Origin of the sequence: Lacisediminimonas sp., assembly GCF_030645335.1 — a bacterium.
GTDB lineage: Bacteria > Pseudomonadota > Gammaproteobacteria > Burkholderiales > Burkholderiaceae_D > Lacisediminimonas.
This window is the reverse complement of record NZ_JAUSNH010000044.1, coordinates 17,373-44,072: the sequence shown is the minus strand read 5'-3', so window position 1 is coordinate 44,072 and position 26,700 is coordinate 17,373. Positions and strand designations below refer to the sequence as shown.

Genomic DNA, 26,700 nt, shown 5'->3' with positions numbered 1-26,700 from the left:
GCGCGTGCTGACTTCCGGCGAAGGGCTGCAGTATGCGCGCGCCTCCTATCAGCTACAGGTGGGCAAAGGCCGGGCCGGCGTGGCCTACAGCCATCTCGGCTACAAGCTCGGCGAAGAATTCGCCGGCCTGCAAGCGCATGGCACGGCAAAAATTGCCAGCGTGTTCGGCACTTATCCGCTGATTCGCTCACGCAATACCAATCTGTATGCGCAGCTCGCGTTTGACGACCGCACCTATCAGGACAAGGTCGATTCAACTTTCTCGGTGACCGACAAGAAAGCCCGTGTACTGATGGCCAGCCTGTATGGCGACCACCGCGACCGCTTCTTCGGTGGCGGCCAAACCGGTTACTCGGTCACGCTGGCGGCCGGCAACCTCGACATCATCACACCGGGCGTGGCGGCAATGGATGCGGCCAGCGCGCAGAGCAATGGCCATTACAACAAGCTGAGCTTTGGCGTCACGCGCGCCCAGGCGCTGGTGCCGACGGTGTCGCTGCATGTCGCCCTGAGCGGCCAGCTGGCCTCGAAAAACCTGGACTCGTCCGAAAAAATGGGTCTGGGCGGCATGTACGGCGTGCGCGCCTATCCGACCGGCGAAGCCTATGCCGACGAGGGTTACCTGTTGAACCTGGAGTTGCGCAAGCGCGTGACGACGGCAGCGCAAAAGCTGCCCGGTCAACTGGACCTGATCGCCTTCGTCGATGCCGGCATGGTCTCCACCAACAAGAGCCCATGGACCACGGGCGACAACACCAGGACGCTCTCCGGCGCGGGCGTTGGCGTCAACTGGGCTGGCAACAACAACCTGATCGTGAAGGCTTTTTACGCCCGCAAGCTGGGCAACGAGACCGCGATCTCCGCACCGGACAAGTCGGGTCGGTTCTGGATCCAGGCGATCAAGTTCTTCTGATCCCGGCACCAGCGCACACCCCGGGCTTCTCCAAGCCCGCCTAAAAAATTCAGGCATTCCCTCAGGAGCAACACATGAACCACATTTACCGTTCGATCTGGAACGCAAAATCCGGCAACTTCATCGCCGTGTCGGAAAACGCCAGGAGCGCCGGCAAGAAAACATCGCCCGCTTCTGCCGCACCGGCCAATCACCTCGCCTTCGCGCTGAAAGCGCTGGCAGGCTCGGTGTTGCTGGCGTTCGGTGCGCAAGTCTATGCATTGCCGGTTGGCGGCGTTGTTGCCGCAGGCAGCGCAACGATTGCCAGCACCACTGGCAGCACCACCATTACCCAGACCAGCGCCAACACGGTCATCAACTGGCAGACTTTCAATATCAGCCAGGGCCAGTCGGTGCAGTTCGTGCAGCCCTCAGCCAGTTCGGTCGCGCTTAACCGCGTGCTCGACGCCAATCCGTCCAGCATCCTGGGCAACCTGTCGGCCAACGGCCGCGTTTTCCTGGTCAATCCGAACGGCATCCTGTTCGGCCAGGGCGCATCGGTCAACGTCGGCGGGCTGGTCGCTTCCACGCTGGACATCACGGACAGCAACCTGATGGCCGGCAAACATATATTTTCCGGCGCCAGCACGGCGTCGATCCTGAACCAGGGCAGCATCACCGCCGCCGATGGCGGCCATGTCGCGCTGCTGGGCGCCAATGTCAGCAACACCGGCCTGATCCAGGCCAACCTCGGCACTGTGGTGCTGGCGGCCGGCAATGCCATGACGCTGGACCTGGCCGGCGACGGACTGTTGAATGTCACCGTCAACGAAGGCGCAGTCAATGCGCTGGTCAGTAACGGCGGCATGTTGCGCGCCAATGGCGGCGAAGTGGTGATGACGGCGCGCGCAGCGGCCGGTTTGCTCACCAGCGCTGTCAACAATACGGGCGTTGTCGAAGCGACGACGCTGTCCAATCGCAATGGCCACATCCGGCTTGAGGGCGACCAGCAAGGCGGCACGGTGCTGGTTAGCGGAACGCTGGATGCGTCCGGCGCCGGCGCTGGCCAGACCGGCGGCAAGATCGAGATCCTCGGTCAGTCGATCACGCTGGCAGGCGCTACCGTAGATGCTTCTGGCGATGCCGGCGGCGGCACGATCCTCATCGGCGGTAACTTCCTCGGCGCCGGTCCGCAGCAGAATTCGCAGAGCACCACGCTCGACAGCGCTACGCTGGTGACTGCCGACGCCACCGGCGCCGGTAACGGCGGACGCATCGCCGTCTGGTCCGACGGCACCACCGCCACGGCAGCGCGCCTGTCTGTTCGCGGCGGCGCAATTTCGGGTGATGGCGGCTTCGTTGAAACCTCGGCGCCACACGTCGTGATCGGCGCGGGTTCCACCGTGGACGCGCGCGCGCCCAACGGCAAAACCGGCCAGTGGTTGCTCGATCCGGTCAACTGGACTGTCGCCACCCTGGGCGGCGATGAAACGCCGGCCAACGTCACGCTCAGCCTGGCATTGGCAAATCGCCTGATCGACGCCACCAATGACATTACCATTGCAAACGACATCACCTGGACCTCGGCGCAAAGACTGACGCTGGACGCCGGACACGACGTTTTGCTCAACGCCACCCTGACCGGCAGCACCGCCGGTTCCAGCATCGTGATCAACGCCGGCAATGATGTGAAGCTGGCAGCCTTGCAGGCGATCACGGCCAGCGGTAACGGCTCGATCGTCCGGATCAATGCGGTCCAGGATATCTTGTTGCTGGGCACCGTCACCGCCAGTGAATTGAATACCCTGGTCGACATGACGGCGGGACGCACCCTCAACGTTGCGACCGTGACCGCCAACGCCGGCGGCAGCATCAATCTGCGCGCCGGCACTGACGTCGTGATCAATAACGCCATTACGGCCGACACCGGCGTAGTGACCTTGCGGGCAGACAATGACGGCACCGGCCCCGGCGCTGCCGCCGGCACGGTGAGCTTTCTCGGCGCCGGCTCTGTCAGCGCACCGACCACCGTGATCCGCTTCAACCCGGCCACCTATGCAGGGACTGCCGTCGAGATCGCCGGCTACACAGCAAAAGTGGTCGGCGCGCTCGACGCCAAGGCATGGGTCTTTGCGCAAGGCAATAACAAGGTCTACGACGGACTGACCGCCGCAACGCTCGCCTTCCGCGGCAATCCGACTTCGGGCGGCGACGTCACGCTCAACGGCGGCACGGCGACTTTCAACACCAAGGACGTGGGCAATGGCAAGCCGATCAACTACACCGGCTATACGCTGGCCGGCGCTGATATGGCCCGGTTTGCATTGTTCGCGCCTGTGGGCGGCGTGGTCGGGGACGGCACCACCACCGGCAATATCACCCAGGCGCCGCTGACCATTACCGCCAACAACGCCACCAAGGTATTCGGCACAGTGGCGACGTTTGCCGCAACGGCATTCACCTCCACTGGCCTGGTCAATGGCGAGACAGTGGGCGGCGTGACCGAGACCAGTCCTGGCACGGTGGCTACTGCACCGCCCGGACCGACCTACCCGATCACGCCGAGCAACGCCACCGGCGGCACCTTCGCGTCGTCCAATTACGCCATCAACTATGTCAACGGCACGCTGTCGGTGACGCCGGTGGTGGGCGGAACGCCGCCGGGATCAACGCCACCGGGCTCGACACCGCCGGATGCAACGCCGCCGGACCTGCCGACCGAGACCCTGCCGGGCACCACCAGCCCGAGCACGACCAGCCCGGGCGACTCCGACACGGGATCCGGACGTTCGGCCTTGTTTGACACGTCGGATGGCGGGCTCAACGTACCGAGGTCACAACTGGCACAGCTGACGCCACCGGCGCCGGTGCGCCTGGCAGAGCCGGCTCCGGTTCCGACACCGATCCCGGCCCCGATTTTTGTTCCGGCGCCAGCAGCACAACCTGAAGTCGTCGCGCCTTTACGCCGTGTGCCGAAACAGGATCGCAATTAAGCGAACGTTTGCAAGGGCCGCGCTGGGAACTCCCGGCGGCCCGTTGCAGCAAACAGATCCGGCCTTGAAAGCCTAAAGCATGATCCAACCCATTCCATTTGATGAGCAGAGCCGAATTATTTGACGTGTCGATGATGGTGGCGCTGACATCGCTGGCAAACCGCGTTGGTCGCGGCTTGCTGCTGTGCGCGGCGCTGCTGGCGGCCGGGATCGGCCTGCCGGCCATGGCCGCCGAATTACCACCCACGTCCGGGCTGCAGGTCGTCAATGCCGAGGTCTGGTCGGACGCCGCCGGCGCATCAACCGAAGTCCGGAATATGGCTGATTGGGTGCTTGACTCCAACGACCACCAGGGCTTGCCGTTCATTGTCATCGACAAGGCGCATGCAAAGGTTTTCGTGTTTGCCGGCGATGGCCGCTTGCGTGGCACTGCCGCTGCCTTGCTGGGCATGGCCAAGGGCGACGATGCCACGCCCGGCATTGGCAATCGCCCGCTCTCCACCATACGTCCTGAAGAACGCACCACGCAGGCGGGCCGCTTCGTGGCGGCGCTCGACCGCAACCTGCACGGGGTCGAAATCCTGTGGATCGACTATGACACAGCGCTGTCGCTGCATCGCGTCGTCAAGGGCACCGCGCGCGAGCAACGCGCGCAGCGACTGGCCACACCGTCACCGCAAGACAACCGCATATCCTATGGTTGCATCAATGTGCCGGTGAATTTTTATACGGATGTCGTCAATCCGGCATTCAAGGGCACCAACGGGATCGTCTATATCCTGCCTGAGACCCGTTCGCTGGCGGCGACTTTTGCCAAGTATTATCCGCCGAGCGCCGGCGCTCGCTCATTTGCGCGCTGAGCGCAGGCCGGCCCGGAATCCGGCGAACCCGTCAGCACGCGTTCCGGCAAGGCCTTGCTTCAGACGTGACCGAATTTTTCGAGCGCCTGCGCCAGCGTCAAGCCGTTCTGCAATTCAACGCGGATCTGACGTTCGATCACGGTCAGGCGTTCTGCCTCTACCAGAACCTGTTCAGCCAGCGCTTGCGGGATCACGATCACGCCGTCCTCGTCACCGAGGATGAAATCGCCCGGATTGACCAGCACATAAGTCGTGGTCGCGCCGCGCATGAAAACCGGTATCTGGCTGCCCGTCACTTTCCAGCGGCCGATTGACTGTACCGGGGTGCGGTAGCGTGCATAGACCGGGAAATCCTGTTCACCGATCCAGCGGATGTCGCGGATGCCGCCGTCGATCAGGGATCCGGTACAGCCGCGCTCTTTCATGCCGATGGCGATCAGCTCGCCGAAATAGCAGATGCCTTCGCCGTCGCCGCTCCAGACACTGACCTCGCCGGGCGACAGGCCCTGGCAGGCTTTCATCTTGTCGGCATCGCCACCCATCGGATAGGGCGACATCTGGCCGCGTATGGTGTACGCCCAACCGGCCAGGCGGCCAGCGGTTTGCGGATACGGCACGAATTCACTGGCCAGCCCCTGGTTCAGGTAGCCCAGGGTATCGAGCACGTCGGCAACGTTGGCCGTATCGACGGCGAGATAGCGCTCGCGGATTTCATCGCGGGAGGGGGGAGTAGCGGTAGTCATGTCGGGTGATGTCCTGGTTGGTGCTCAAATGGCAATGGTCATTGACTGCGGTGGTCGCCCGGCGTGGCTTGCATCGGGCGGGGCAATGGTGTGTTTCCGGTCGTCATGGGCGAGGATGCGGCGCCCGCACCAGTCCTGGCAAGCGGGCATCGTCAATGGCCTGCGGAGCGCCGACTATAGGTTTTGGGCCTGCGCGCGACAAGCGATTTATTCGACCGCCATACATGAAATATAGTAAAGTGTTCTGGCTCCCGCCGCTGCGCCACGCCCTCCAGTTGATCGCCTGATTTACACGTCCAGTCCCTTCCTTTAACGCATCCAATCAACCCGCATGAGTCGTTCACTGCCGTCACTCACCGCATTGCGCGTCTTTGACGTCGCCGGAAGACTGCAAAGCTTCTCCGGCGCCGCGGTTGAACTCAATATCACGCAGGGCGCAGTCAGCCGCCAGATCCGGGCGCTGGAGGACGAACTGCAAGTGCCGCTGTTCACGCGCCTCACCCGACAAGTCCAGCTGACCGACGAGGGAAAAGCCTACCTCGCCGAGGTGCGCTCCGCGCTGAACCAGATCGAGCAGGCGACGTTGCGCATCCGCAGCGGCCAGAACCGGGCCGTACTTACCATCAGCGTGCTGCCATCGGTGGGGTCGTTCTGGCTGATGCCGCGCCTGGCGCGCTTCAGCCAGCGCCATCCTGATATCGAAACCCGCATCATCAGCACGATCGGGCCAGTCAACCTGCATGCGCGCGACGCCGACGTCGCCATCCGCGTGGGCGCCCTGCCCGGCCGGCGCTACGACCCGCTGGTGCCGCGCGTGGACTTGTCGATGGTGGTGGACTGGCGCGGCGTGCTGGCCGACGAGCTGGCGCCCGATACGCTGGTGCCGGTAATGCTGCCTTCGCTGGTGACCGACGAACGCGTGTGGACCGAACCGGCGCTGCTGCGCGAGCTGCCGCTGATCCACACCGCAAGCCGGCCCAATGCCTGGCCCGACTGGATGCGCGCCTACAAGCTGCCGCCGCTCAAATCGGCGCGCAAGCTGGAGTACGGTCATTTCTTCATGTCGCTGGAAGCCTGCCGCGAAGGCGAGGGCGTGGCGATCGTGCCCGACCTGCTGCTGGCGAGTTCAGCCGTTGCCGGCTTGCGGGCGGCGTCGGCCTGCAAGGTGCGCAGCGCCGGCGAATATTACCTGCTCTCGCTCAACGAGCGCACGCATGAACCTGCGATCCAGGCATTCAGGGAATGGGTGCAGGACGAGATGCGCACGACGGCGGTGCTGACCGGGTAAGTTGCCAACACAACAATAGCAGTAGCAATCCTGCGGCCGACGCAGCGCCGGCAAAGGCAAAACTCATCGCATAGTTGCCGGTGACGTCATGCAGCCAGCCACCGAGCATGCTGCCGCTGCCGGCCGACAGGAAGCTGAAAAAATATATCTGCCCGATGCGCCGACCGGATTGGTTGGCCGGGTATGATTCCCGCACTAGCAGCGCATACCCGGGAACATAGCCGCCAAAACCCAGGCCGAGCAATACGGCCGCAATCACCGCATGGTGATAACTGGTCGAAAACGCCAGCCAGAGCGAGCCCGCAACGTGAATGGCGGACATGGCCACCAGCACCCGCCAGACGCCGAAACGCGCCGCCAGGAAGCCGAACGACAGCCGCGACACCAACACAACGCCAAGCATGGCTGGCAACAGCGAAGCGACGATCAGGATGTCAAAGCCCTGCTCCTCGCCAAACGCGGTGAGGTGCGCAATGGCAATGAACGAGGCGGCGTTGGAAAGGGTGAAGCAGCCGGCCAGCATCAAGAACCGCCGCAGTGGCATGCCAGCGGCGAGCGTCGATGGCGCTACGGTTGCCGCAGCCGGCATTGCTGCGCTGCCGATTTGGATCGGCACCGGTGGTTTGCGGCGGAACACGAGGGCACCAGCCAACAAGCTTGCGCCGCCCAACAGCGCATACCAGGCAAACACCGTGCGCCAGCCAAACTGTTCCGCGCTCAGTCGCAATAACGGCGACAGCAGCAAGCCCCCCACCGCCTGGCCGCTGGTCCCCAATGCAATAGCCAGGGCGCGATGACGATCAAACCAATGGGCGAGGTTGGCCGTCAGCGGACTGAAAAACGTGCCCTGGCCAATGCCGCCAACCAGTATCCCGAACGACAGGCACAGCAGTGGCAAGCTGGTGGTGACCGAGGCGAACAACAGCCCGGCCGCTGTGGCGCACGAACCGATCAGCGCGATGCCAAAAAAACCATATCGATCCAGCAGCCGCCCCAACACCAGGCTACCAATGCCGGCCCCGGCCATGGCGCTGGCATGCACCAGCGACAAGCTACCAACGCCCACTTCCAGGCTACGCGCAATGGGCAGCAGCAGAATTGATGAGGACGTCACCGCACCAAAACTGATCGAAGAAATCAACACCGTGACGGCAGCGACCCACCAGCTATAGGCGGTCTCGATTGTCGGTGAGGGTGGCGCGGACGATGCCAAAGTGGCGCGGCTCATGTTGCGCGCTCCCTGCGTATCCATGGCGCAGGGAGCGGTGGCGTGGGCGCTGCCTCGATGCGCAGCAGCCCCGCCAGCGCAGCCGGTCCTCGGCTTGCTAGTACGGGCTGCTGCGCCATGCGATCAGGAATCCATAGCGGCCGGCATCGGTTTCAGATGCCGTTCCGCCTCTTGCCGATTGGCTGGAAAGCGTTCGATGGAAACGCCGACAAAGCGCGCGTTCGGTATCACGTCGACCTTGCCAACGCGAATGCGCACCCACGGTGCACGGAACCGGCCGGTGATCAGAGCCGCCACCCAATCGGCAAAATGCTCGACCAGGTTGTAGTGGCGTTCGATGCCCATTGCAGTCACTGCCAGCACGACGTCGGCATAGTCGATCGTGTCGTCAATGTCATCTGACTGGAACATTTGATTGTCCCGCAAGCCGATTTCGAGATCCAGCGATACGGTCTGGGTCCGGCCCTGTTCAGATGCGTAAATGCCGATATACACCGGTATCCGCAAATCTTGTATCAGGATGCATTCCATGTTCTCTCCTTGCTGTTTCAGTGCGAGCGACTGCCCTTGCCATGCAGCGCCGCCAGGACTTGCGCGGCAACCCGCCTGACGACCTCTTCGGTCGGCGTCGCCTTCATGCTTGCCAGAACAGCAACGATCGCATCGATCAATTCCGGGCTGACCGAACTACGGTTTGGCGCAGTATAAGTGGTGCTGCCCGAACCTACCGAGACCGGGGCGCTCACCGCCGCCGCGGCATTGACAGGCGGTGCTGTCGATTCAGGTGGACCAGACGATGCAGGCAAAGCGGCCGCCCTGACCACGACGGCAGCGGCGTTTCTTTGCGCAGCAGTTGACACATTGATGTGCAGTTGCTGGGCGCGTTCGCGCGCTTCATCTGTAATGGTGCTGCGCTCGGCCAGGCACAAGACCGTGTCGCCGCGCGCATGCAATTCGTCGATGTCGGAGCGGGTAATCACCTTGCGCGCAGGCAAGCTGCGTGCCGGGCGTTGAAAATGAATGGTCATGGCTTTCCTGGTCAAGTCAGCAACTGGCGCTGACGGGGTTTGCTCGGCTGCCAGGTTGCCTGCACCGCGCGCACCAGTTCCTGTACCAGCGGCTGGGTGTTGCTGCTGGCAGCAGGCGCACTTTTTAACGGCATGGGCACGACCGATGAAGCACCCTGCATGGCCGGGCGGGCCGGTGCCGGAGCTGGCGCAGACGCCAACACCGAAGTCGATGCTGCGCTGGTCTGTCCCGCCACGCGGTGCACCGGCAGGTTTGCCGGTGCGGGCGTAGTGGCTAGCGCTGCGGCACTGGCGCGCTTCTGGTCGCGCTCGTGGATGATCGTGATATTCAGGCTGCTTGCTGCTTCGCGCGCCGCATCGGTAATCACCAGGTCGGGCGTGTGGATGACCTGCAGCACGCCGGACGCGGCCATGTCTTCCAGGTTACGCACGGTGAGGAAGCGCTTGCCGGTGCGAGCCTTGTCGGCCGAGGGTCGAAAATACGCCATGGTGTGTTGTTTCCTTTATCGCGCAAAGGCCTTGTCGCCGCTTTGCCGCAGCCGCGCCAGCACCTGGCTGACGACGTCGTCGATGTCCGGCGCGGACTCGGCATCGGCATTCGGTGTGGTTTGCACGGCCGGCAACCAAGGCGAAATTTCCCAACCCACGCGCTTGCGGTTGATCAGGTGTGTCGCGGTAATGTTGTCGCCGCTGATGGCCCCGCCAATGCCGCCGGTGCCAAGAGTAAATGATGGCGAAAATCCGCAGGTGCGCCCGACACTGCCCAAGGTGGACATGGAGTTGACGACGATACGAAACGCCGGCAACAGCGCCGCCATGTTCTCGACCTGTTCTTCATTGCGGCTGTGCAGCACTGCAGTGTGGCCGTCACCGCCGAATTTCAGGATGGCCTGGCACAATGCCAGCCCCTCGGCCGGTGTCGATGCAGTAATAAATCCAAGCACCGTGGTGAGCTTTTCGCGCGACAGCGCATGGACACGGCCAATGCCGGCCAATGGCGCAACCAAAACTTTGGTCGTGTCTGCGACTCGCATATCGATGGCCTGCGCAAGCACGCGTGCGCTCTTGCCAACCCAAGCTGTATTCATGGCGCCATCGGGATGGAACAACAGCGCGCCCATGCGGGCCACTTCCTGTTCGTTGAGCCAATGCGCACCTTCTGCTTCCATCAAGCGGCGCAACTCAGGCGCGATCTGGGCGTCAGCGACGACGGACTGTTCCGTTGCACAGATCAGGCTGCAGTCGAACGATTTACTGGCCACCAAATCTTGCGCCGCCTTGCGCAGGTCTGCCGAGCGATCGACCCATGCCGGCACATTGCCCGGCCCCACGCCGTAGGCCGGCTTGCCCACGCTGTGCGCAGCGCGCACCATCGGTCCGCCACCGGTGGCCAAAATCAGGTTGACGCCGTAATGACGGATCAATTCCTGTGTGCCGGCCAGCGACACTTCTTCCATGCATGACACCAGCCCGGCCGGCGCACCGGCGCATTCCGCCGCGGCGCTGATGATGCGCACGGCTTCAGCGGTGCATTTGGCCGCCGACGGATGCGGCGATATCACGATGCTGTTGCGCCCCTTGACTGCAATCATTGCCTTGTAAATGGCGGTCGAGGTCGGATTGGTGGTCGGAGTCAATGCGGCAATCACGCCAACCGGCTCGGCCATAGTGACCATCTTGCGTGTCGCGTCGCGTTCGATGATGCCCACCGTAGGCATCTCGCGGATCGATTCCCAGACCCCGCGCGAGGCGTGCTGGTTCTTGATCGTCTTGTGTTCGGCATTGCCGTAGCCGGTTTCTTCATGCGCCATCACGGCCAGGCTGGCAGCAGCCTGGTAGGCTGCCTCTGCCATCGCCTCGCAGACGGCATCCACCTTCGCCGCGCTTGCGCTGGCGAACTCCCGCTGAGCAATGCGCGAGCGCTCCACCAGGCGGCGGGCATCCTGCATGGACCTCAAGTCTTTATCGAACTGGTCTTGTGACACGACACGTCCCTCTCATTGGCAAACAAGGTTTTGTAACGGTGGATTCAAGGCAACAGTTACCGGCCTCCATGCGCACTAGCCGGTCTTCCTGAAAATAGCGCCACCGGATTGCGCGACGGAATCGATGATGCCGATGATGGCCGCGTCCACCGGCGCCTCGCGCGTCTTGGCGACCTGGCGGGCGGCGCTGCCCGTCGCCACCATCACAAGCTCCCCTTCTCCCGCGCCCACGGTGTCGGCTGCGATGAACGGCTCGCCCGACTGCGCGCCGCTGGCGTCAGCGCGTTGCACCAGCAGCAGCGTGCTGCCGCGCAGGCTGTCTTGCTTGACGGTGGAAACTACCGTCCCGACGATTCGGCATATCAGCATTGGAAAATCCTTTCGCCTGCGCTATTGGCCAGGCCTTGCCTGGTGCACTGCTCGCTTGGTTGTTGCACGCTATTTGTCGACACCGTTAAGGCTTTCAATCGCATCGATGGAGGCCAGTTGCGCTGCCCGTACATCCGACTCGGTTCCGGCCATGAAAAGCCTGCCGAAACGGCCCACGTCCTGCAGGCGGATCAGCCGCACATCGGCCGATTTTTCTGCTTCGTTGGCTGCCAGGTCGATATAGGCCGCGGGCGTGACTTCCAGCACGTACAGCGCCTCACCCGGCACCAGCATGTGGCCGCGCCGCGAGCGGTTGATCAGTTGCGCCTGGTAGGGCGAGACATTGGTGATCAACTGCACCGATGCGACTTTCGGCCGGATCCGGTCCTCCTCCTTCATGCCGAGTCGCTCAAGGATGACGCGACCGGCTTCCCGCACCGACTCCTGCGATTCGGAGTGGACTTCGAGCATGCCGAATTCACGCTCCACGATTTGCACGCCAGGACGCACATCGGTTGCCTTCAACGCCATGTCGACAATACGGAACACTTCATTGCCGGGGGCAAGCTCGACATACAACTGCGCCATGCCGGCCACCGGAATGTCACCGCTGGTGGTGGTGCCGAAATAGGCAGCGTACTGGGGCTGCATCCGGTCGATATAGAAGAAGGCCCGAAGCTGGATATTCGATGCGCCAGGGTTACTCATGGCACACTCACTTGCCGCGGCCGGTGGTTTCTGCCGGACGCGATGGCAGGATGAAATCGAGGTCGCCATGCGGACGCGGGATTACGTGCACGGAGACCAGTTCGCCGACGCGCTGGGCTGCTGCTGCACCGGCATCGGTTGCGGCCTTTACTGCACCAACGTCGCCGCGCACCATGATCGTGACGTAGCCGCCGCCGATCTGCTCTTTACCGATCAATACGACGTTGGCCGCCTTGACCATGGCGTCTGCAGCTTCGATCGATCCGACCAGGCCCCTGGTTTCTACCAGGCCCAATGCAATGTGTCCGTCATTTGCCATTTTCTACTCCATCTTGGTTTGAGTGCTTTGATTAAGAGCGCGGATCTCCCGTGCTGCGTTACTGCGGTGTTGCGGCGTTGCTGGTGCTGCTGGTGTTGCCTGACACTTTTAGTTGGCGCTTGCTGCCTTCGCCTATCCGTTTGAAACGTTGACGTCCCGGTGCCGCAGTCTCTGCAACATTTCCAACAGCACCTCATCTGCCACCGCCGTGGTGTGCGCCGTGCCGGGAAATTGTCGTTGCGCTACGTGGTCCTTGAAAGCCATGAAGGCATCCGTCGCTGCAAGGCCGAGCTGGGCGAATTGCTGCACGAAGCGCGGCAAGAATTTGTCAAACAGGCCAAGCATGTCTTGCGAAACCAGGCCCTGGCCATCACACCATGGGCCCGCGCCAATGCCGATCGTCGGCTGCGGCACCAACTGCGTGACCACGGCCGCAATCCGGTCGGGAACACATTCGAGCAGCAATGCGAACGGGCCGGCTTCTGACAGCGCCAGCGCATCTTCAATCACGGTCAGCGCCGAATCGGCGTCCAGCCCCTGAGTGCGATAGCTGCCTGTACGACCCGCAATCTTCTTGGTCAGCCCGACGTGCGCCATTACGGCAATACCGGCGTCGGTGAGCGCATGTACGGTCGGCGCCAGGTCCGCGCAACCTTCTATTTCCACCGCACAGGCGCCACCCTCCTTAATCAACCGACTGGCGTTGGCAATCGCCTCGCGTGGCGTGGTGTAAGACAGGTGGGGCAGTGACGCCAGCACCATACTGTTGCCTGCGCCGGCACGCACGGCCTTGGTGTGATAGACCATTTCGTCCACCGTCACGGACTGCGTGCCGGAGCGGCCCAGGCCGACACTGGCCAGCGCGTCACTGACAAAAATTATGTCGATGCCCGCTTCGTCTGCAAAGCGCGCGAACGGATAGTCATAGGCAGACACCATCGTCACCGGCGCCGATCCGTTCTTGCGGCTGCGGATCGCATTCGGTGTAACGGGCTTCCTGCTGTTCACGCTGTTGTCGGCCATTCGAAATACTTCCTGTTCGTTTGATATCGGTGTCTTCTGCTGCCGGATCGCTTACTTGCATCAGAGTCTGCCTGTGTGCACTTTTCGAAGGCCAGAGTAGCAGCGGCATTGCGCCACGGCCAATGCAATCTGCTGGGCAAGTCAATGCAAGAAGCGCATTGCAAGCCACATCGCCGCGCTCTTTGCGCGCACTGCATGGAAACACTCAATACATTGCATTGGAGCTTGCGAAAGCCCGGTGCTAGTCTGCACTTCGGGTTGTAAGTCCGAATACGCACTCACTGTTGGAGAAAACAAAATGAGCGAAACCAAACGCAAGAAAGTCACGATCAAGCAGTTACTGCAAAAGAAGCAAAACAAGGAAATGATTGTCGCCATTGGCGTCTATGATTCACCGATGGCAGCGATCGCCGACGAAATCGGATTCGACCTGCTGATCAACGGCAATGCCGGACCCATGTCGCTATTGGGACACCCGACGCCGCTGACGGTGCGTTATGAAGAGCAGCTCATCCTGACCCAGGCCGTAAGCCGGGTTGCCAAGTACGGCATGGTGATCGGCCATATGCCTTACATGACCTATAACGGCACGGCAGAAGAAGCGATTCGCAATGCGGCGCGGTTCATCAGCGAAGGCGGCGCCGATGCTGTTAAGTGCGAAGGCAACAAACACACTGCAGTCAACGTTGCTGAAATCGTGCGCGCAGGTGTGCCTGTGATGGGACATATGGGCATGCAGGCGTCGCGCAAGCTGGAACAAAGCGGCTTTGGCTTCAAAGGTCGCAGCGCAGACGAGGCCGCGAAAATCGTGGAAGATGCACGCGCCTTCGTCGACGCCGGCATCTTTGCCATGATTTTGGAATATGTACCGGTCGAGATCACCGAATACCTGGCGCGCACGCTGCCGGTGCCGGTCATCAGCGTCGGTGCAGGGCCGTCACCGGACGGCATCTACCTGATCAGCGGTGACGCCGTCGGCTACAGCGCCTTCCCGCGCCCGAAAAATGAAGCCTCGTTCGTGGATGTTCGTCCGCTGATCCAGCAAGGTCTGTCCGATTACAAGAAGCAGGTGCTCGACCGCAGCTACCCGAACGAGCACTTCACCCAACACATGACGGAAGTGGAGCACGAAAAGTTCTTGACCCTAGTCCGCTAGACCCGGCTGCAATGTCAACGACCAGACATGGAGGGGATGACATGACACCAATACCCAAGCGCCGCAAGACGACGGTCCGTGACATCCTCGCCAAGAAGCAGCGCGGCGAGCCGGTGGTCTGCATCGCCGCCTATGACTCGCCGCTGGCTGCCATTGCCGACGAAATCGGATTCGACTTCCTGATCAACGGCAACGCCGGGCCGATGTCGCTGCTCGGTCATGCCACGCCGATGACGGTGTGTTTTGACGAACAGTTGATCCTCACCCAGGCGGTTAGCCGCGTAGCGAAGTACGGCATGATCATTGCTCACATGCCGTACATGACTTACCACTACAGCACCGCGGATGCGGTGCGCAACGCAGGGCGACTGATCAGCGAAGGCGGCGCCGACGCCGTCAAGTGCGAAGGCAACCGGCATACGGCAAAACATGTCGCTGCCATTGTTGCGGCCGGCATTCCCGTGGTCGGACACATGGGTATGCAGGCCTCGCGCAAACTGGAGCAAAGCGGTTACGGCACCAAGGGAAGGACCGCCGTGGAAGCAGCGAGGATCGTGGACGACACGCGCGCATTCGTTGACGCTGGCGCATTTGCCATCATCCTCGAATACGTGCCAGTGGAGATCACACACTTCCTCGCCAGCACGCTGCCGGTCCCGATCATCAGCGTGAGCGCCGGACCGTCGCCGGATGGCATCTATATCGGCACCGGGGATGCGATTGGCTACAGCGCGTTTCCGCGTCCACCGCATGCCAAGGTCTTCGTCGATATCCGGCCCGTGATTGCCGACGGTTTGCGCACCTATAAAGAACAGGTGCTGTCGCGCCAATACCCGGGACCTGAGTTCACGCAACACATGGCCGAGGCGGAGCACACACGCTTCCTGCAACTGGTCGAAGCCCATTAACAGCAACCTGGCGGACAAGTCTATGTCTCATCAAAACGGAATCCGGCAAGCGCTGGAGATCGGAGAGTTCCTCTATACGCTGGAGCACGTTCCTGCCCTGCAGAGCGAAGGCCCGAGCGCGCTGCTGGCGCTGGTGCGCAATGCGGAACTTGTTGGTCGCGACCCGCGCATTCGCGGCATCAATATCGGCGACCGGGTAAAGGGCCGCGATTGCGTGGACACCGTGGAATGCGGCCGCATCGTGCTTGAAGCCAGCGGGAAGATTCCCTTGCTGCACCTGGCCGGCAAAGGCCGCGACCCGGCCCAGGCCAATGCGGTGTACCGCCGCGCGCTGGATGCGGGTTTGACCAACATGCTGTTGGTGAGCGGCGACCGCTTGCCGGATGAGGCCCGACCCGACCGCATCCGGTATCACGATTCAGTGGTGGCGGTGTCAGATGTGCGACATATGGAACCCGGCGCGCTGATTGCGGCTGCAGTGTCGCCATTCAAATATCGGGAAGAGGAGTTGGCCAACCAGTACCTGAAAATGGCCAAGAAAATCAACGCCGGCGCCAGTTACCTGATCACCAACTGCGGCTGGGACATGCGTAAGTTCGAGGAACTGGCCTGGTATTGCAATGCGCGGGGATTCACCATACCCTTGGTCGCGAACCTGTTGCTGCCTTCCATGGGTTGGGCGCGCGGCATACATGGGCGTCGCCTGCCTGGCGTGCACATGAGCGATGATTTGTTTAATAAGATCAGCGAGGAACATGCGCTGGGCAAGCCACTGGCGCAACAGCATTATTTCCACCGCCTGGCACTGCAGGTAATCGGCGTGAAACTGATGGGATACGCCGGCGTGCAACTAAGTGGCGTGGACGAATATGAGACGCTTTGCCAAGTAATCGAACTGGTCGACGACCTCGAAAAAACCGTCCGCAGCCGGCTCGACTGGAACGACGCATGGCGCGACGCACACCGTTTGCAGGACGGCCGCGAAGTGATTTTTTCACCCCCGGGCGGAATCTATCTGTTCGGCACGACGCGCCCTTCGCCCGGCAGCCTGGATGCGCTCCCCCGGATCGGCGATGCACAGCCGGGTGAAGAGGAGATGCGGCAGTACAGGAAGATGTCTACCGTGCACGACCTGGCATTCAAGAAGGGTTCGACCGGCGCTGCAGTCATGAAGCCCCTGATGCGCGTCATGGGCACCAGCAAGCTCGGGCATGCCATCACGCTCAAGCTGGAGCACAGCATCAAGGCGCCGCTGCTGGGATGCGAGAGTTGTGGCTTTTGCCGGATTGAATACCTGATGTACAAGTGCCCCGAAACCTGCCCGAAAGGCCTGGCCAACGGACCGTGCAGTGGCACCGATGACAACGTCTGCGAGTTCAAGGATCGCGAATGCATCCACAACGGCAAGTACCGCATCGCCAAAGCACTCGGCAAGCTGGCTGAGCTGGAAGAAGTACTGGTGCCGGCGGTCCAAGGCACGCGCAACACGTCATCATGGATCAACGAATTCAGTGGTGCCGTGCCGCTGGTGCGGCGGGTAAAGACGACGGCCGCAAAGAAAAGCGCAAGTACCAGCGCAACGACACCGGTAACGACGGGCGCGACAAGCACGCCCCCGTTGGCGAAGGCAATTGAAGACGTTGGCGTGGCCCACGCAAATGTCGACCCATCGATTCGCGCGGTGCAGCGCATGCGCAATTCCGGGTAACGCAGGATGCCGCCCGCTCAAGCCTTGCGCGCACTGCCCTTATTCAGCGGGCTCATGCCGGATTCCAGTTGTTCGACGGCATATTGCAGGAACAATTCGGCCGCTGGAGACTGCATGCGGTCGCGCAATGTGACGATGCCAAAGTGGGTGCGCACGCCAAGTGGCTGGTCCAGCGTCAACTCGACCAGGCTCTTGTCTTTTTTCTGCGCACGCAAAGCTTGCTCGGGACCGAGGGTGATGACATCACTGGTGGAGGCGATATGCGCCAGCACCAGCAAGTTGTCGCATTCCACAGTCCACAGCAAACGCGGATCGCCGGTATATCCCAGCGATGTGATGAGCTCGACGATCGATTGGTCAGGGAAGCGGAACGACGCCAGCGGAAATTTCAGCAAGTCATGGGCCGTTACCACCGGTTGCGACAACAGGGGATGGTCGACCCGGCAGAAACAGCTCAGGCCCAGTTTGGGCAAGGGCACAATATCGAGGCGGTCGCCGGCATTAAGTTCACGGATGTCGGCGATGAAGAAATCGAGTGCTTCGGCATTGAGTAGTTTGAGCAGGTTGCGCGAGTGCGTGATCTCGACCTTGGTATGGATTTGCGGATGTTGTTTTGCCAGGCGCGAGATGACCGGGATCAGCAATACGGCTGCCGGGATCGGCCCCATGCCAACCAATACTTCGCCGAATTCGTGCGCTTTCATCAAGTCGACGTCGCGCTTCAAGCCATTGACTTCCTGCAGGATCTTCTCAGCGCGCGCGATGACAATTTTTCCATACGGCGTTGGCTGGACCTTGCGGCTGCCGCGCACGAAGAGCGGCACGCCGTATTCGTCTTCAATCGACTGGATGCTGCGACTGAATGCCGGTTGGCTGAGATGTACGGAGTCCGCGGCGAGCGCGAAAGAACCGAATTTGCCAAGTGCAACGACGTGGCGAAGCCTTCTGATATTTGCCATTTTTTCTGTAGTTTTTTTGTCCCCTTCGGACATAATGAATCAAATTCTGCTCGCGTAGTTCAATAAATCGGGAGACACCGATTGAGCAAGCAAAAACCTATAAAGAATTGGAGGAGCGCAGATGAGTGCAATTAGTAGCCATAGCGGCGTGGTACCGATGCGTGCAGTGCCGTTGTCGGGCCAGAGCGCAGATAAAGTCGTATTTTCGGGCGTTTCAAAGACCTATGGCAGCAAGGCTGCGAGCATGGTGGCGGTGGAGTCGTTCGATGTCACCATCAAGGCCGCAGAAATCGTCAGCATCCTTGGCCCCACCGGCTGCGGCAAATCCACTGCGATGAACATGATCGCCGGGTTTGAATTCCCCAGTACCGGGGCGGTGCTGCTGGACGGCAAGCCGGTCACCGGTCCCGGCCCGGAGCGGGCGGTCGTGTTCCAGCAGGCTGCATTGTTTCCATGGTTGAGCTGTCTGGAAAATATCGTACTTGGCGTAAAAAGCCGCGGCATGCCACGAGATGAATACCTGCGCCGCGCTGAACAATTAATTGCAGCAGTGCGGCTGACCGGCTTCGAGAATCACTACCCTTACCAGTTGTCAGGTGGCATGCAACAGCGCGTGCAGATCGCGCGCGCGCTGATTTCCGGACCCGAGGTGCTGCTGATGGACGAGCCTTTCGGTGCACTCGATTCGCAGACCCGGCTGATGATGCAGGAGCTGGTGCTGCAGCTATGGCAAGAATACAAACCCACCATCATTTTCATTACGCATGATGTCGCTGAGGCTGTGTTCGTTTCTGACCGCGTGCTGCTGATGAGCCGTCGCCCCGGCCGGGTCAAGTTGTCAGTCGAGATTGACGAGAAAAAGCCGCGCACGCAGGACTTTATCAGTAGTCCGCGCTTCGTCGAACTGCAAAAGCAGCTGCTCACCGCGCTGCGCGCCGAGGTCGGGGAGCTGGGCGGCCCCGGACAAGTCAGCCTGAACAAGGCCACTGCCAAAACTGCGGATCACTGATGAGCCCTAATCCTGCCGAGCAACAATACCTGGATCAATTGGCACACGTACTGCATAACGGCGCACGCAAAATGGATCGCACCGGCACCGGCACCTTGTCCACGTTCGGCATGCAGATGCGCTTTCCTCTGACGTCGGCCTTTCCGCTGCTGACCACCAAGAAGCTGCACCTGAAGTCGATCATCGTTGAACTGCTCTGGTTTTTGCGCGGCGATACCAACGTCAAGTGGCTGCAAGAGCGGGGCGTGAGCATTTGGGACGAATGGGCTGCCCCCGACGGCGAGCTTGGTCCGGTCTATGGCAAGCAATGGCGCCGATGGGTTGGCCCGGACGGACGGGAAATCGACCAGATTGCCGGCCTGGTGGAGTCGTTGCGCAAGGATCCGGATTCACGGCGCCATATCGTGGTTGCTTGGAACCCAGCGGAAATCGCTGGCATGGCGCTGCCGCCCTGCCATGCATTGTTCCAGTTCTATGTCGCGCATGGCCGCTTGTCGTGCCAGCTCTACCAGCGTAGCGGCGACATGTTCCTAGGGGTGCCATTCAATATCGCTTGCTATGCCTTGTTCACGCTGATGCTGGCGCAAGTCAGCGGATTGATGCCGGGCGAGTTCATCCATGCCTTGGGCGACGCGCATATCTATTTAAATCATGTCGATCAAGTCAAGGAGCAGTTACAGCGACAGCCGCGCCCGTTCCCGACCATGATGCTCAATCGGGACGTCGACGACCTGTTCGCTTTCCAGTATGAAGATTTCACCCTGGTCGATTACGACCCGCACCCCGGCATCAAGGCCCCTGTCGCAGTCTGAGGCGATCCGGAAGCTGGTGTGACGATTGCAGCCACTGCATGGATGCGCCGCGAATTATGCATTGGCATGTCGGCTGTGATGCCACTAGTCTTTGGAGTACTGGTGAAGGCTCGGACATGCATCGATCTCAAGAAGAAATCAGGCGCAAACGGGTGCAAGCAACACCGAAGGATGGCGGGCGACAGATCCGGAAAATGGACACCGCCCGGCGTGAGTGAATACGCAAATTGGAGGATGACATGGGTTTTCAAAAAGTACTGGCCGTTGCAATGAGCGCGCTGTTGATCAGCGCTGGCGCAGCACAAACGGCGACGGCACAGTCCGCCGCCAAAAAAGACCTGATCAAGATAAATATTGGCGGTCCCAGTGCCGGCTACTGGAACACCTACCTGGCAAATGACCTGGGCATTTACCAGAAGCATGGGCTGGATCCATCCTTTCACTGGTTCACCAGTGGCGCGCCGTTGCTGGCGGCATTGAAGAGCGGCAGCATCGACCAGGTCGTCACCGGCCTGGCGATCGTGTTTGCCATTGGCCAGAACATTCCGCTGAAGGTCGTGTCGTGGGAGCTTGACAATGCCCAGGGCGAAGGCTTGATGGTCACGTCCAAGAGCGGCATACGCGACTACAAGGACATCATCAAGGCGAAGGCCATTGCTGCTGCCAACGGTACCTGCTCGCAAGTGTCGCTGCGCCTGATCGCCAAAGCAGCCGGCGTGGATTATGCCAAGCTTAACGTCATCAACCTGGCGCCACCATTGTTTGCTAACGCCTTTACTGGCGGTTCGATCGACGCCGCCGTTGGCTGGGCGCCCTGGACCATGGTGCAGCCAGCCGGCGTGAAAGTCGTCAGCTGGGATGCTGACTACGGCAGTGTATGCCCGAGCTTGAACGCGTTTCGTCCGGCCTATCTGGAAAAAAATCCGGATGCAGCGATCCGATTGCTGCAGGTACAGGCCGAGACCATGGAGATGGTCCGGAAAAACCCGAAGCTGGCCATCGATGCGCTACAAAAGTACATGAAGCTCAGCGAGCCCGTGGCCAAGCAGTTCTATGAGCGTCACTGCTGCGACAAGCTGCCGACCTTCGAGCAACAGCTCGATCCGAACAGCCGGTTCTCGCTAACCTCCAAAGAAGGCGGCCTAGCCCAGCAACTGCATACTGCTTCACAGATGTTGCACGAAGGCGGCACCATTCCCGCACCGCTGTCGTTCGCCGATATCCATAAAGCGATCGATTCCAGTTACCTGCGCAAGTACGTCGACGCCAAGAGCGCGACGAAGTAGTAGCGGCAACGACAGGCAACGGCAACAAAGCATGGCGTCTGCGCAAGCAGGCGCCATTTGGTTGATTCAACAGCAAAGAGAAACTCGCGATGACGAACAACAAGGGTCTGTCCGACGTGCCCAAGATCTGGATTTCAATCTCCGCAGTGGTGATGCTGCTGGTGATCTGGACGCTGGTAACCAACATGGGCATGGTCAGTCCGACTTACCTGCCCTCACCCCAATCGCTGTTCAACGTGGCGGGGGACCTGATCGTTAATGGCTACCAAAGGTCGTCGATCCAGGCCCATATCGGCATCAGCCTGTTCCGCGCACTCACCGGCTTCCTGCTCGGTGTGCTGCTGGGTATACCGACAGGCCTAATCAGCGGCTATAACCGCGTCGTCGATGCCTCGGTATCGCCGATCATGGCATTTGTCCGGCCAATCCCGCCGATTGCCTTCATTCCAATGGCAGTGCTGTATTTCGGCCTGGGCGAAGTCGGCAAAGTCGTCCTGATTTTCTTCACGGCGTTCAACTACGCGCATGTCAATGCGCATGCCGGCGCCAGCCATGTGCCGATCGCTTATATCAGGGCGGCAAAGTCGCTGGGACTATCGTCGTGGCAGCAGTTCTACAAGATCGTCATGCCCGCCGCACTGCCGCAAATCTTCACCGGACTGAAGGTGGCGATGGCGCTTAGCTGGGCCGTGGTGGTAGCAGCCGAACTGGTCGGCGCACAAAAAGGCCTGGGCTTCATGATTTCCGACGCGGCACAGTTATTCCAGATCCCGGTCGTTTTCATCGGCATCGGCTTGATTGGTTTGATTGGACTGATATTGAACTGGAGCTTGTCTGCAATGGAGACGGCGGTGGTGCACTGGAAGGGACGCTAGGCGTGCTCGCCACCCCGGATCAGACCCGGGGCGGCCCCAGTAGTACGATCACATGGTAATCCGTACACATGGTGAACCCGTTAATGACGTCGTAGTCCCGACCAGAGAACGACGACACCATCGCGCCCCGACCATCAATCCTGGGCCAGCTTGTTGCGCTCGATCACCGCCGCCCACCTTGGCAGTTCCGTATTGATCCGGTCAGTCAGGTCCTGCGGCGTGCCGCCAACGAGCTCGCCGCCACCGGCTGCCACGCGCGCCCTGATCTCGGGATTCTTGATGGAGTCATTGAGGATCTGGTTCATGCGCTGGATGATCGGCTGCGGCGTTCCCTTGGGTGCCAGCAGCGCCATCCAGGAACCCATGTCAACGCCGTCATACCCTTCTTCGGCAACGGTCGGCACGTCCGGCAACTGGCTCGACCGGTTCTTGGTGGTGATGGCAAGCGCGCGCAACTGGCCGGACTTGACCAGCGCCGCCGTGGTCGGCACGACGTCGAGCATGACGTCGACCCGACCGCCCAGCATGTCCTGCAATGCCGGCGGGCTTCCCTTGTACGGAATGTGGGTCCATTTCACGCCCACCCGCTCCTGGAAAAACTCCCCCATCAGGTGCAGTACGCTGCCGCTGCCCGCCGACGCCATGTTGAGCGTGGTGGTCTTGGACAGTGCGACCAGCTCCTTGATGTTGTTCGCCTTCAGGTCCTTTCGCACCACCAGGATGCCGGGCGTATTGACGAACCAGATGATCGGATCGAGCGACACGCGCGGATCGAATCCGCGCGATTTGAAGATGCTGGGGCTCACAGTAAGCGGGCCGGCCGAGCCGACCAGCAGGGTGTAGCCATCCGGTGCGCCGCGCGCGGCTTCCTGGGCGGCGAGCATGCCGCCGACACCGGGACGGTTGTCGACGACGAAGGACTGTCCATAGGCCTTTTGCAGTTCTGCGGCCATGATGCGGGCAGCGCCATCGACAGCACCACCGGCCGGGAAGCCGACCAGCACCCGGACCGGCCGGTTGGGATAATCAGTTTGGGCCTGGGCGACAGGAGCACTTGCCAGGGTGCCCAGAATTGCGTAACGCAGCAGCTTGAAGAACGAAATCAAGGGAATCTCCTTAAATGAATCAGAAATGAATCAAAAGGGAAAACCATGCACCCGGCAAAAGGACTTGCCGGGGGATTCGACTACACGAACAAGCTCGTATTCTTCAGATTCTGTGCTGCGGCGCATCGGCCAGCAGGTCCGCAAATTGTTGCGGATGCGGCCCGGACGGTGGTGAACAAATTACAGAACAAGCTGCATGGTGTCCAGTGCATTATCAGCTCGCACGATGCAGCGACTCAGATGCCGACGCCGCGCATATGAGTGGCCAGGTCCACCAGGCGACAGGCGTAGCCCATTTCATTGCCGTGCCAGGCGAAGACCTTGAGCAGCGTGCCATCCGTCACCAGGGTCGCAGGCCCGTCGATGATGCAACTGCGGGTATCGCGCGCGTATTCGCCACCGGGCCGCGAACCCGGTTGGTAGTCGAGTATGCCTGGCAGCGCGCTGCGTGCCGCTTGCGCAAACAGTACGTTGACCTCCTCGGCCGAGCTGACACGCCGCAATTCGAATGTGCAATCGGTCAGCGCCGCATGCAGCACGGGCACCTGCACCGCACGGCCGCTGATCTTGCCCCTGAGTTCGGGGTAGACCAGCGCGATGGACGTTTCATTGTCGTTCGCGACCTGCGCCTGTCCCCGGGCCGCTGCCGGGGACAGGCGCAGGTCGGCATCCGGCACGGCCACTGTGTTGCCACTGGCAGCCAGGTGGCCCGCCCCGCTGTCGTTGGTCGCCCCGCGCAGGCTCGATAAAACAGAGCGGGCCGGAGCGTGTTCGCCATCCTGCGTCGCCATACCAAGGCTGGCATGGGTCGGATCATGAATGGTGATGATCTGGCCATGGCGTATGCCGATGGCCTCATGTACGACCTTGATGATCGGCGCCAGACAATTGGTGACGCTGCACCCTGCCGCCACCACGGCATGCCGCGCCGGGTCGTAACATTGCTCGTTAATTCCCATCATCAGGTTGACCACGCCGCAGGCGTCGATGCCCGCAGCGACAATCACCCGCTTGACGCCGCGGTACAGGTGCCCCTGGACGGCGCCAGCGGCCAGGAACTTGCCGGAGCATTCAATCACCAGCTCCACGCCAAGCTCATGCCAGGGAATGTCAGCCGGCGCCGCATTGGATGTGAAGCGCAGCAGGCGATCGCCAATGCGGAGTTGGCTGTTGTCGATCGCCTCGACATCCGCTGACCAGGCGCCGTGGATGCTGTCGGACTTCAATCGCTGCGCCAGCGTCGCCGTATTGCCCCTGAAGTCGTTCAAATGCACGATATCCAGGCGATTGTCACGTCGCGGGTCATCTGCAGCTCGCTGCACAGCACCCATTGCGGCGCGTAGTACCGTTTGGCCAAGGCGCCCCATGCCATTGATACCTACTTTCATGATCATGCTCCCGAATAAGTTAGTATTTTAACAATTTTGGTAGCATTTTAGACAAGTGTGACGAGGCGATTCTTGGGTGCGTTACAAATTCAAGCGGCGACGGGCAGGAGGCCCCGGTGACCCGGTACAGGACCGAACCACCGGCTCCTGCGCGCAAGACCAGGCCCCCTGAGCGGCTGGCTTGTTTGCTGACTTCCCGGTATCTTGAAATCGCAATTCTGCTTTATCAGGATTGCCTGTTCCTTATCCCCGACGGTTTGCAGATAATCGGTGCGACAAATGACACACCGGGGCGCCGTCGCATGGCAAGCCTGGCGGAAAATAACTAATACAACAGAGGAGCATGCCGTGAGTGCAAGCTATGATTACGTTATCGTGGGCGCGGGTTCGGCCGGTTGCGTACTGGCCAACCGGCTGAGCGAAGACGGCAAATTCTCGGTGTTGTTGCTGGAAGCCGGCCCGCCCGACAGCTACTTCTGGATCCACATACCGATCGGTTATGCCAAGACCATGTTCCATCCGGTCTACAACTGGCAATTCCATACCGAGCCGGAAGCCCAGATGCAGGGCCGGAAAATGTACTGGCCACGCGGCCGCGTGCTAGGCGGTTCGAGTTCGATCAATGGCTTGGTCTTCATCCGCGGCCAAGCCGAGGATTATGACGCCTGGGCCAGGCTGGGTAACACTGGCTGGAGCAACAAGGATGTGCTGCCCTATTTCATCAAATCGGAAAACAACCAGCGCGGCGCTGATCCATGGCATGGCGACAAGGGCCCCCTGCGCATCTCCAGCATTACCACCAAAAATCCGTTGGTCGAGGCGTTCATCGATGCCGGTCTCACGCTGGGTATTCCGCGCAATCAGGACTTCAACGGCGCGACGCAAGAAGGCAGCGGCTATTTCCAGGTCACCACGCACCGCGGATTGCGCACCTCGACGGCCAGTACCTACCTGAGACAGGCACGGGGCCGCAAAAATTTGAAGATCGAAACCGAGGCGCAGGCAAGTCGGATCCTGTTCGAAGGCACGCGCGCCGTCGGCGTCGAGTATGGCCAGCGTGGACAGGTGGTGACGGTCAGGGCCAGGCGCGAAGTCTTGCTGTGCGCCGGCGCCGTGCAATCGCCGCAATTGCTGCAACTATCGGGCGTCGGTGAACGCAGCCTGTTGGCCAAACATGGAATTGCGCAGGTGGTACAGTCGCCTGGCGTTGGCGAAAATCTGCAGGACCATCTGCAAATCCGACTGATCTACAAATGCACCCAGCCGGTGACGACCAATGACGCCCTGCGCACGCTTTGGGGGCGCATGAAGATGGGCCTGGATTGGCTGTTGTTCCAGCGCGGCCCGGTTGCCGCCGGCATTCAGTTGTGCGGCATGTTCACGCGCGCATTACCGAGTTCGGCGACACCTGACATACAGTTCCACTTCGGCACCGTCAGTGCGGATGTCGCCGCCGGCAAGCCTCACGATTTTTCCGGCTTTACCGTGTCGATGTGCCAGCTCAGGCCAAAGAGCCGCGGACATGTGCGCATCAAGTCCGGCGATCCGGCGCAAGCGCCGGCGATTACAGCAAACTACCTGAGCGAGCAGCATGACCGCGACGTCATGCTCGCCGGGGCCAAGCTGACGCGACAGCTGATGAGAGCCGCGCCGATGGCCAAATGGGTCGCGGAGGAATACCGGCCCGGTTCTGGGGTGCAGTCCGATGAACAGTTGCTCGACTTCGTGCGCGCCAACGGGCAGACCATCTTCCACCCGGTCGGAACTTGTTCGATGGGGCCCGGTGAAAACGATGTCGTCGATGTGCGTCTGCGCGTATACGGCACCACCGGCCTGCGGGTGGTGGATGCGTCGATCATGCCTTTGCTAATCTCGGGCAATACCAATGCCACCACCATCATGATCGCCGAGAAAGCCGCCGACATGATCCGCGAGGATGCAAAATTGGCGGCGCCGGCTCTGGCGCAGCGGCAGCCGGCAGGGTGCGACCAGGCACCGTCGGCGCAGCCAATCCCTGCCTGACACTGCGCAGCAGCGCCGAACGCACGGGTGGCGCA

25 protein-coding genes are annotated in these 26,700 nt (G+C 61.2%); 12 read left to right on the top strand and 13 right to left on the bottom strand.

The window, feature by feature from the left end; translation table 11 throughout:
• The 3 genes from Q7T64_RS03570 to Q7T64_RS03560 all read left to right on the top strand — a co-directional run.
• A partial coding sequence (locus Q7T64_RS03570) for a ShlB/FhaC/HecB family hemolysin secretion/activation protein (RefSeq protein WP_304791275.1) occupies positions 1–913 on the top strand: 913 nt, incomplete at its 5' end.
• A gap of 74 nt (positions 914–987) precedes the next feature.
• Positions 988–3,885, top strand: coding sequence for a filamentous hemagglutinin N-terminal domain-containing protein (locus Q7T64_RS03565; RefSeq protein WP_304791272.1), 2,898 nt, complete (start codon positions 988–990; stop codon positions 3,883–3,885).
• Positions 3,886–3,986: 101 nt separating this feature from the next.
• A complete protein-coding gene (locus tag Q7T64_RS03560) occupies positions 3,987–4,745 on the top strand; it encodes a hypothetical protein (RefSeq protein WP_304791269.1) in 759 nt (252 codons plus the stop codon).
• 59 nt (positions 4,746–4,804) lie between these two features.
• On the opposite strand, the gene Q7T64_RS03555 is transcribed toward Q7T64_RS03560, so the two are convergent.
• Complete coding sequence (locus tag Q7T64_RS03555) at positions 4,805–5,488, bottom strand: RraA family protein (protein WP_304791267.1); 684 nt, start codon at positions 5,486–5,488, stop codon at positions 4,805–4,807.
• Positions 5,489–5,819: 331 nt separating this feature from the next.
• Between Q7T64_RS03555 and Q7T64_RS03550 the strand changes: the two genes are divergently transcribed.
• Positions 5,820–6,776, top strand: a complete 957-nt coding sequence (locus tag Q7T64_RS03550) for a LysR substrate-binding domain-containing protein (protein ID WP_304791263.1) — start codon at positions 5,820–5,822, stop codon at positions 6,774–6,776.
• On the opposite strand, the gene Q7T64_RS03545 is transcribed toward Q7T64_RS03550, so the two are convergent.
• The 9 genes from Q7T64_RS03545 to panB form a co-directional block, all read right to left on the bottom strand.
• On the bottom strand, positions 6,724–8,004 hold the full coding sequence (locus Q7T64_RS03545) for an MFS transporter (protein ID WP_304791260.1): 1,281 nt from the start codon (positions 8,002–8,004) through the stop codon (positions 6,724–6,726). The two genes, Q7T64_RS03550 and Q7T64_RS03545, sit on opposite strands and share 53 nt — an antisense overlap.
• A 123-nt stretch (positions 8,005–8,127) precedes the next feature.
• Positions 8,128–8,535 (bottom strand): dihydroneopterin aldolase, encoded by a 408-nt coding sequence (locus Q7T64_RS03540; RefSeq protein ID WP_304791257.1) that lies wholly within the window; start codon positions 8,533–8,535, stop codon positions 8,128–8,130.
• Between the two features lie 17 nt (positions 8,536–8,552).
• The gene (locus tag Q7T64_RS03535; RefSeq protein WP_304791255.1) at positions 8,553–9,032 is read right to left on the bottom strand and encodes a hypothetical protein; all 480 of its coding nucleotides are present in this window, start codon (positions 9,030–9,032) and stop codon (positions 8,553–8,555) included.
• Positions 9,033–9,043: 11 nt separating this feature from the next.
• Positions 9,044–9,520, bottom strand: a complete 477-nt coding sequence (locus Q7T64_RS03530) for a hypothetical protein (RefSeq protein ID WP_304791253.1) — start codon at positions 9,518–9,520, stop codon at positions 9,044–9,046.
• Between the two features lie 15 nt (positions 9,521–9,535).
• Positions 9,536–11,017: an aldehyde dehydrogenase family protein gene (locus Q7T64_RS03525; RefSeq protein WP_304791250.1), complete on the bottom strand. Its 1,482-nt coding sequence runs from the start codon at positions 11,015–11,017 to the stop codon at positions 9,536–9,538.
• Between the two features lie 75 nt (positions 11,018–11,092).
• A complete protein-coding gene (locus Q7T64_RS03520; protein WP_304791246.1) occupies positions 11,093–11,386 on the bottom strand; it encodes a EutN/CcmL family microcompartment protein in 294 nt (97 codons plus the stop codon).
• A gap of 69 nt (positions 11,387–11,455) precedes the next feature.
• Positions 11,456–12,094 carry a hypothetical protein gene (locus Q7T64_RS03515; protein WP_304791242.1) on the bottom strand — a complete coding sequence of 213 codons (639 nt, stop codon included), beginning with the start codon at positions 12,092–12,094 and terminating at the stop codon, positions 11,456–11,458.
• Between the two features lie 7 nt (positions 12,095–12,101).
• Entirely contained in the window at positions 12,102–12,413 is a 312-nt protein-coding gene (gene eutM, locus Q7T64_RS03510) for an ethanolamine utilization microcompartment protein EutM (RefSeq protein WP_304791239.1), read from the bottom strand.
• Between the two features lie 132 nt (positions 12,414–12,545).
• A complete protein-coding gene (panB, locus tag Q7T64_RS03505) occupies positions 12,546–13,436 on the bottom strand; it encodes a 3-methyl-2-oxobutanoate hydroxymethyltransferase (protein WP_304791236.1) in 891 nt (296 codons plus the stop codon).
• Positions 13,437–13,734: 298 nt separating this feature from the next.
• On the opposite strand from panB, the gene Q7T64_RS03500 reads away from it, so the two are divergent.
• Genes Q7T64_RS03500 through Q7T64_RS03490 form a run of 3 tightly spaced genes read left to right on the top strand, consistent with a single transcriptional unit; the run spans position 13,735 to position 17,208 of the window.
• Positions 13,735–14,592 (top strand): 3-methyl-2-oxobutanoate hydroxymethyltransferase, encoded by an 858-nt coding sequence (locus tag Q7T64_RS03500; protein WP_304791233.1) that lies wholly within the window; start codon positions 13,735–13,737, stop codon positions 14,590–14,592.
• Positions 14,593–14,633: 41 nt separating this feature from the next.
• Positions 14,634–15,500 (top strand): 3-methyl-2-oxobutanoate hydroxymethyltransferase, encoded by an 867-nt coding sequence (locus tag Q7T64_RS03495; protein ID WP_304791230.1) that lies wholly within the window; start codon positions 14,634–14,636, stop codon positions 15,498–15,500.
• Between the two features lie 22 nt (positions 15,501–15,522).
• Positions 15,523–17,208 (top strand): methylenetetrahydrofolate reductase C-terminal domain-containing protein, encoded by a 1,686-nt coding sequence (locus Q7T64_RS03490; RefSeq protein ID WP_304791228.1) that lies wholly within the window; start codon positions 15,523–15,525, stop codon positions 17,206–17,208.
• A 17-nt stretch (positions 17,209–17,225) separates the two neighbouring features.
• Here the strand turns inward: Q7T64_RS03490 and Q7T64_RS03485 are convergent, their stop codons facing one another.
• Positions 17,226–18,167: a LysR family transcriptional regulator gene (locus tag Q7T64_RS03485; RefSeq protein WP_304791225.1), complete on the bottom strand. Its 942-nt coding sequence runs from the start codon at positions 18,165–18,167 to the stop codon at positions 17,226–17,228.
• A 121-nt stretch (positions 18,168–18,288) separates the two neighbouring features.
• Between Q7T64_RS03485 and Q7T64_RS03480 the strand changes: the two genes are divergently transcribed.
• From Q7T64_RS03480 to Q7T64_RS03465, 4 genes are all read left to right on the top strand, one after another.
• Entirely contained in the window at positions 18,289–19,176 is an 888-nt protein-coding gene (locus tag Q7T64_RS03480) for an ABC transporter ATP-binding protein (RefSeq protein ID WP_304791221.1), read from the top strand.
• The gene (locus Q7T64_RS03475) at positions 19,176–19,988 is read left to right on the top strand and encodes a thymidylate synthase (RefSeq protein ID WP_304791218.1); all 813 of its coding nucleotides are present in this window, start codon (positions 19,176–19,178) and stop codon (positions 19,986–19,988) included. Before Q7T64_RS03480 ends, Q7T64_RS03475 begins: the two co-directional genes overlap by 1 nt.
• Before the next feature lie 239 nt (positions 19,989–20,227).
• Positions 20,228–21,274, top strand: a complete 1,047-nt coding sequence (locus tag Q7T64_RS03470; RefSeq protein WP_304791215.1) for an ABC transporter substrate-binding protein — start codon at positions 20,228–20,230, stop codon at positions 21,272–21,274.
• An 89-nt stretch (positions 21,275–21,363) separates the two neighbouring features.
• A complete protein-coding gene (locus Q7T64_RS03465; protein WP_304791212.1) occupies positions 21,364–22,149 on the top strand; it encodes an ABC transporter permease in 786 nt (261 codons plus the stop codon).
• Positions 22,150–22,283: 134 nt separating this feature from the next.
• Here the strand turns inward: Q7T64_RS03465 and Q7T64_RS03460 are convergent, their stop codons facing one another.
• Positions 22,284–23,255, bottom strand: coding sequence for a tripartite tricarboxylate transporter substrate binding protein (locus Q7T64_RS03460; protein ID WP_304791209.1), 972 nt, complete (start codon positions 23,253–23,255; stop codon positions 22,284–22,286).
• A 236-nt stretch (positions 23,256–23,491) separates the two neighbouring features.
• Positions 23,492–24,643: a glyceraldehyde 3-phosphate dehydrogenase NAD-binding domain-containing protein gene (locus Q7T64_RS03455; protein WP_304791206.1), complete on the bottom strand. Its 1,152-nt coding sequence runs from the start codon at positions 24,641–24,643 to the stop codon at positions 23,492–23,494.
• A 348-nt stretch (positions 24,644–24,991) separates the two neighbouring features.
• On the opposite strand from Q7T64_RS03455, the gene Q7T64_RS03450 reads away from it, so the two are divergent.
• The gene (locus Q7T64_RS03450; protein WP_304791203.1) at positions 24,992–26,665 is read left to right on the top strand and encodes a GMC family oxidoreductase; all 1,674 of its coding nucleotides are present in this window, start codon (positions 24,992–24,994) and stop codon (positions 26,663–26,665) included.
• Positions 26,666–26,700: the final 35 nt, after the last annotated feature.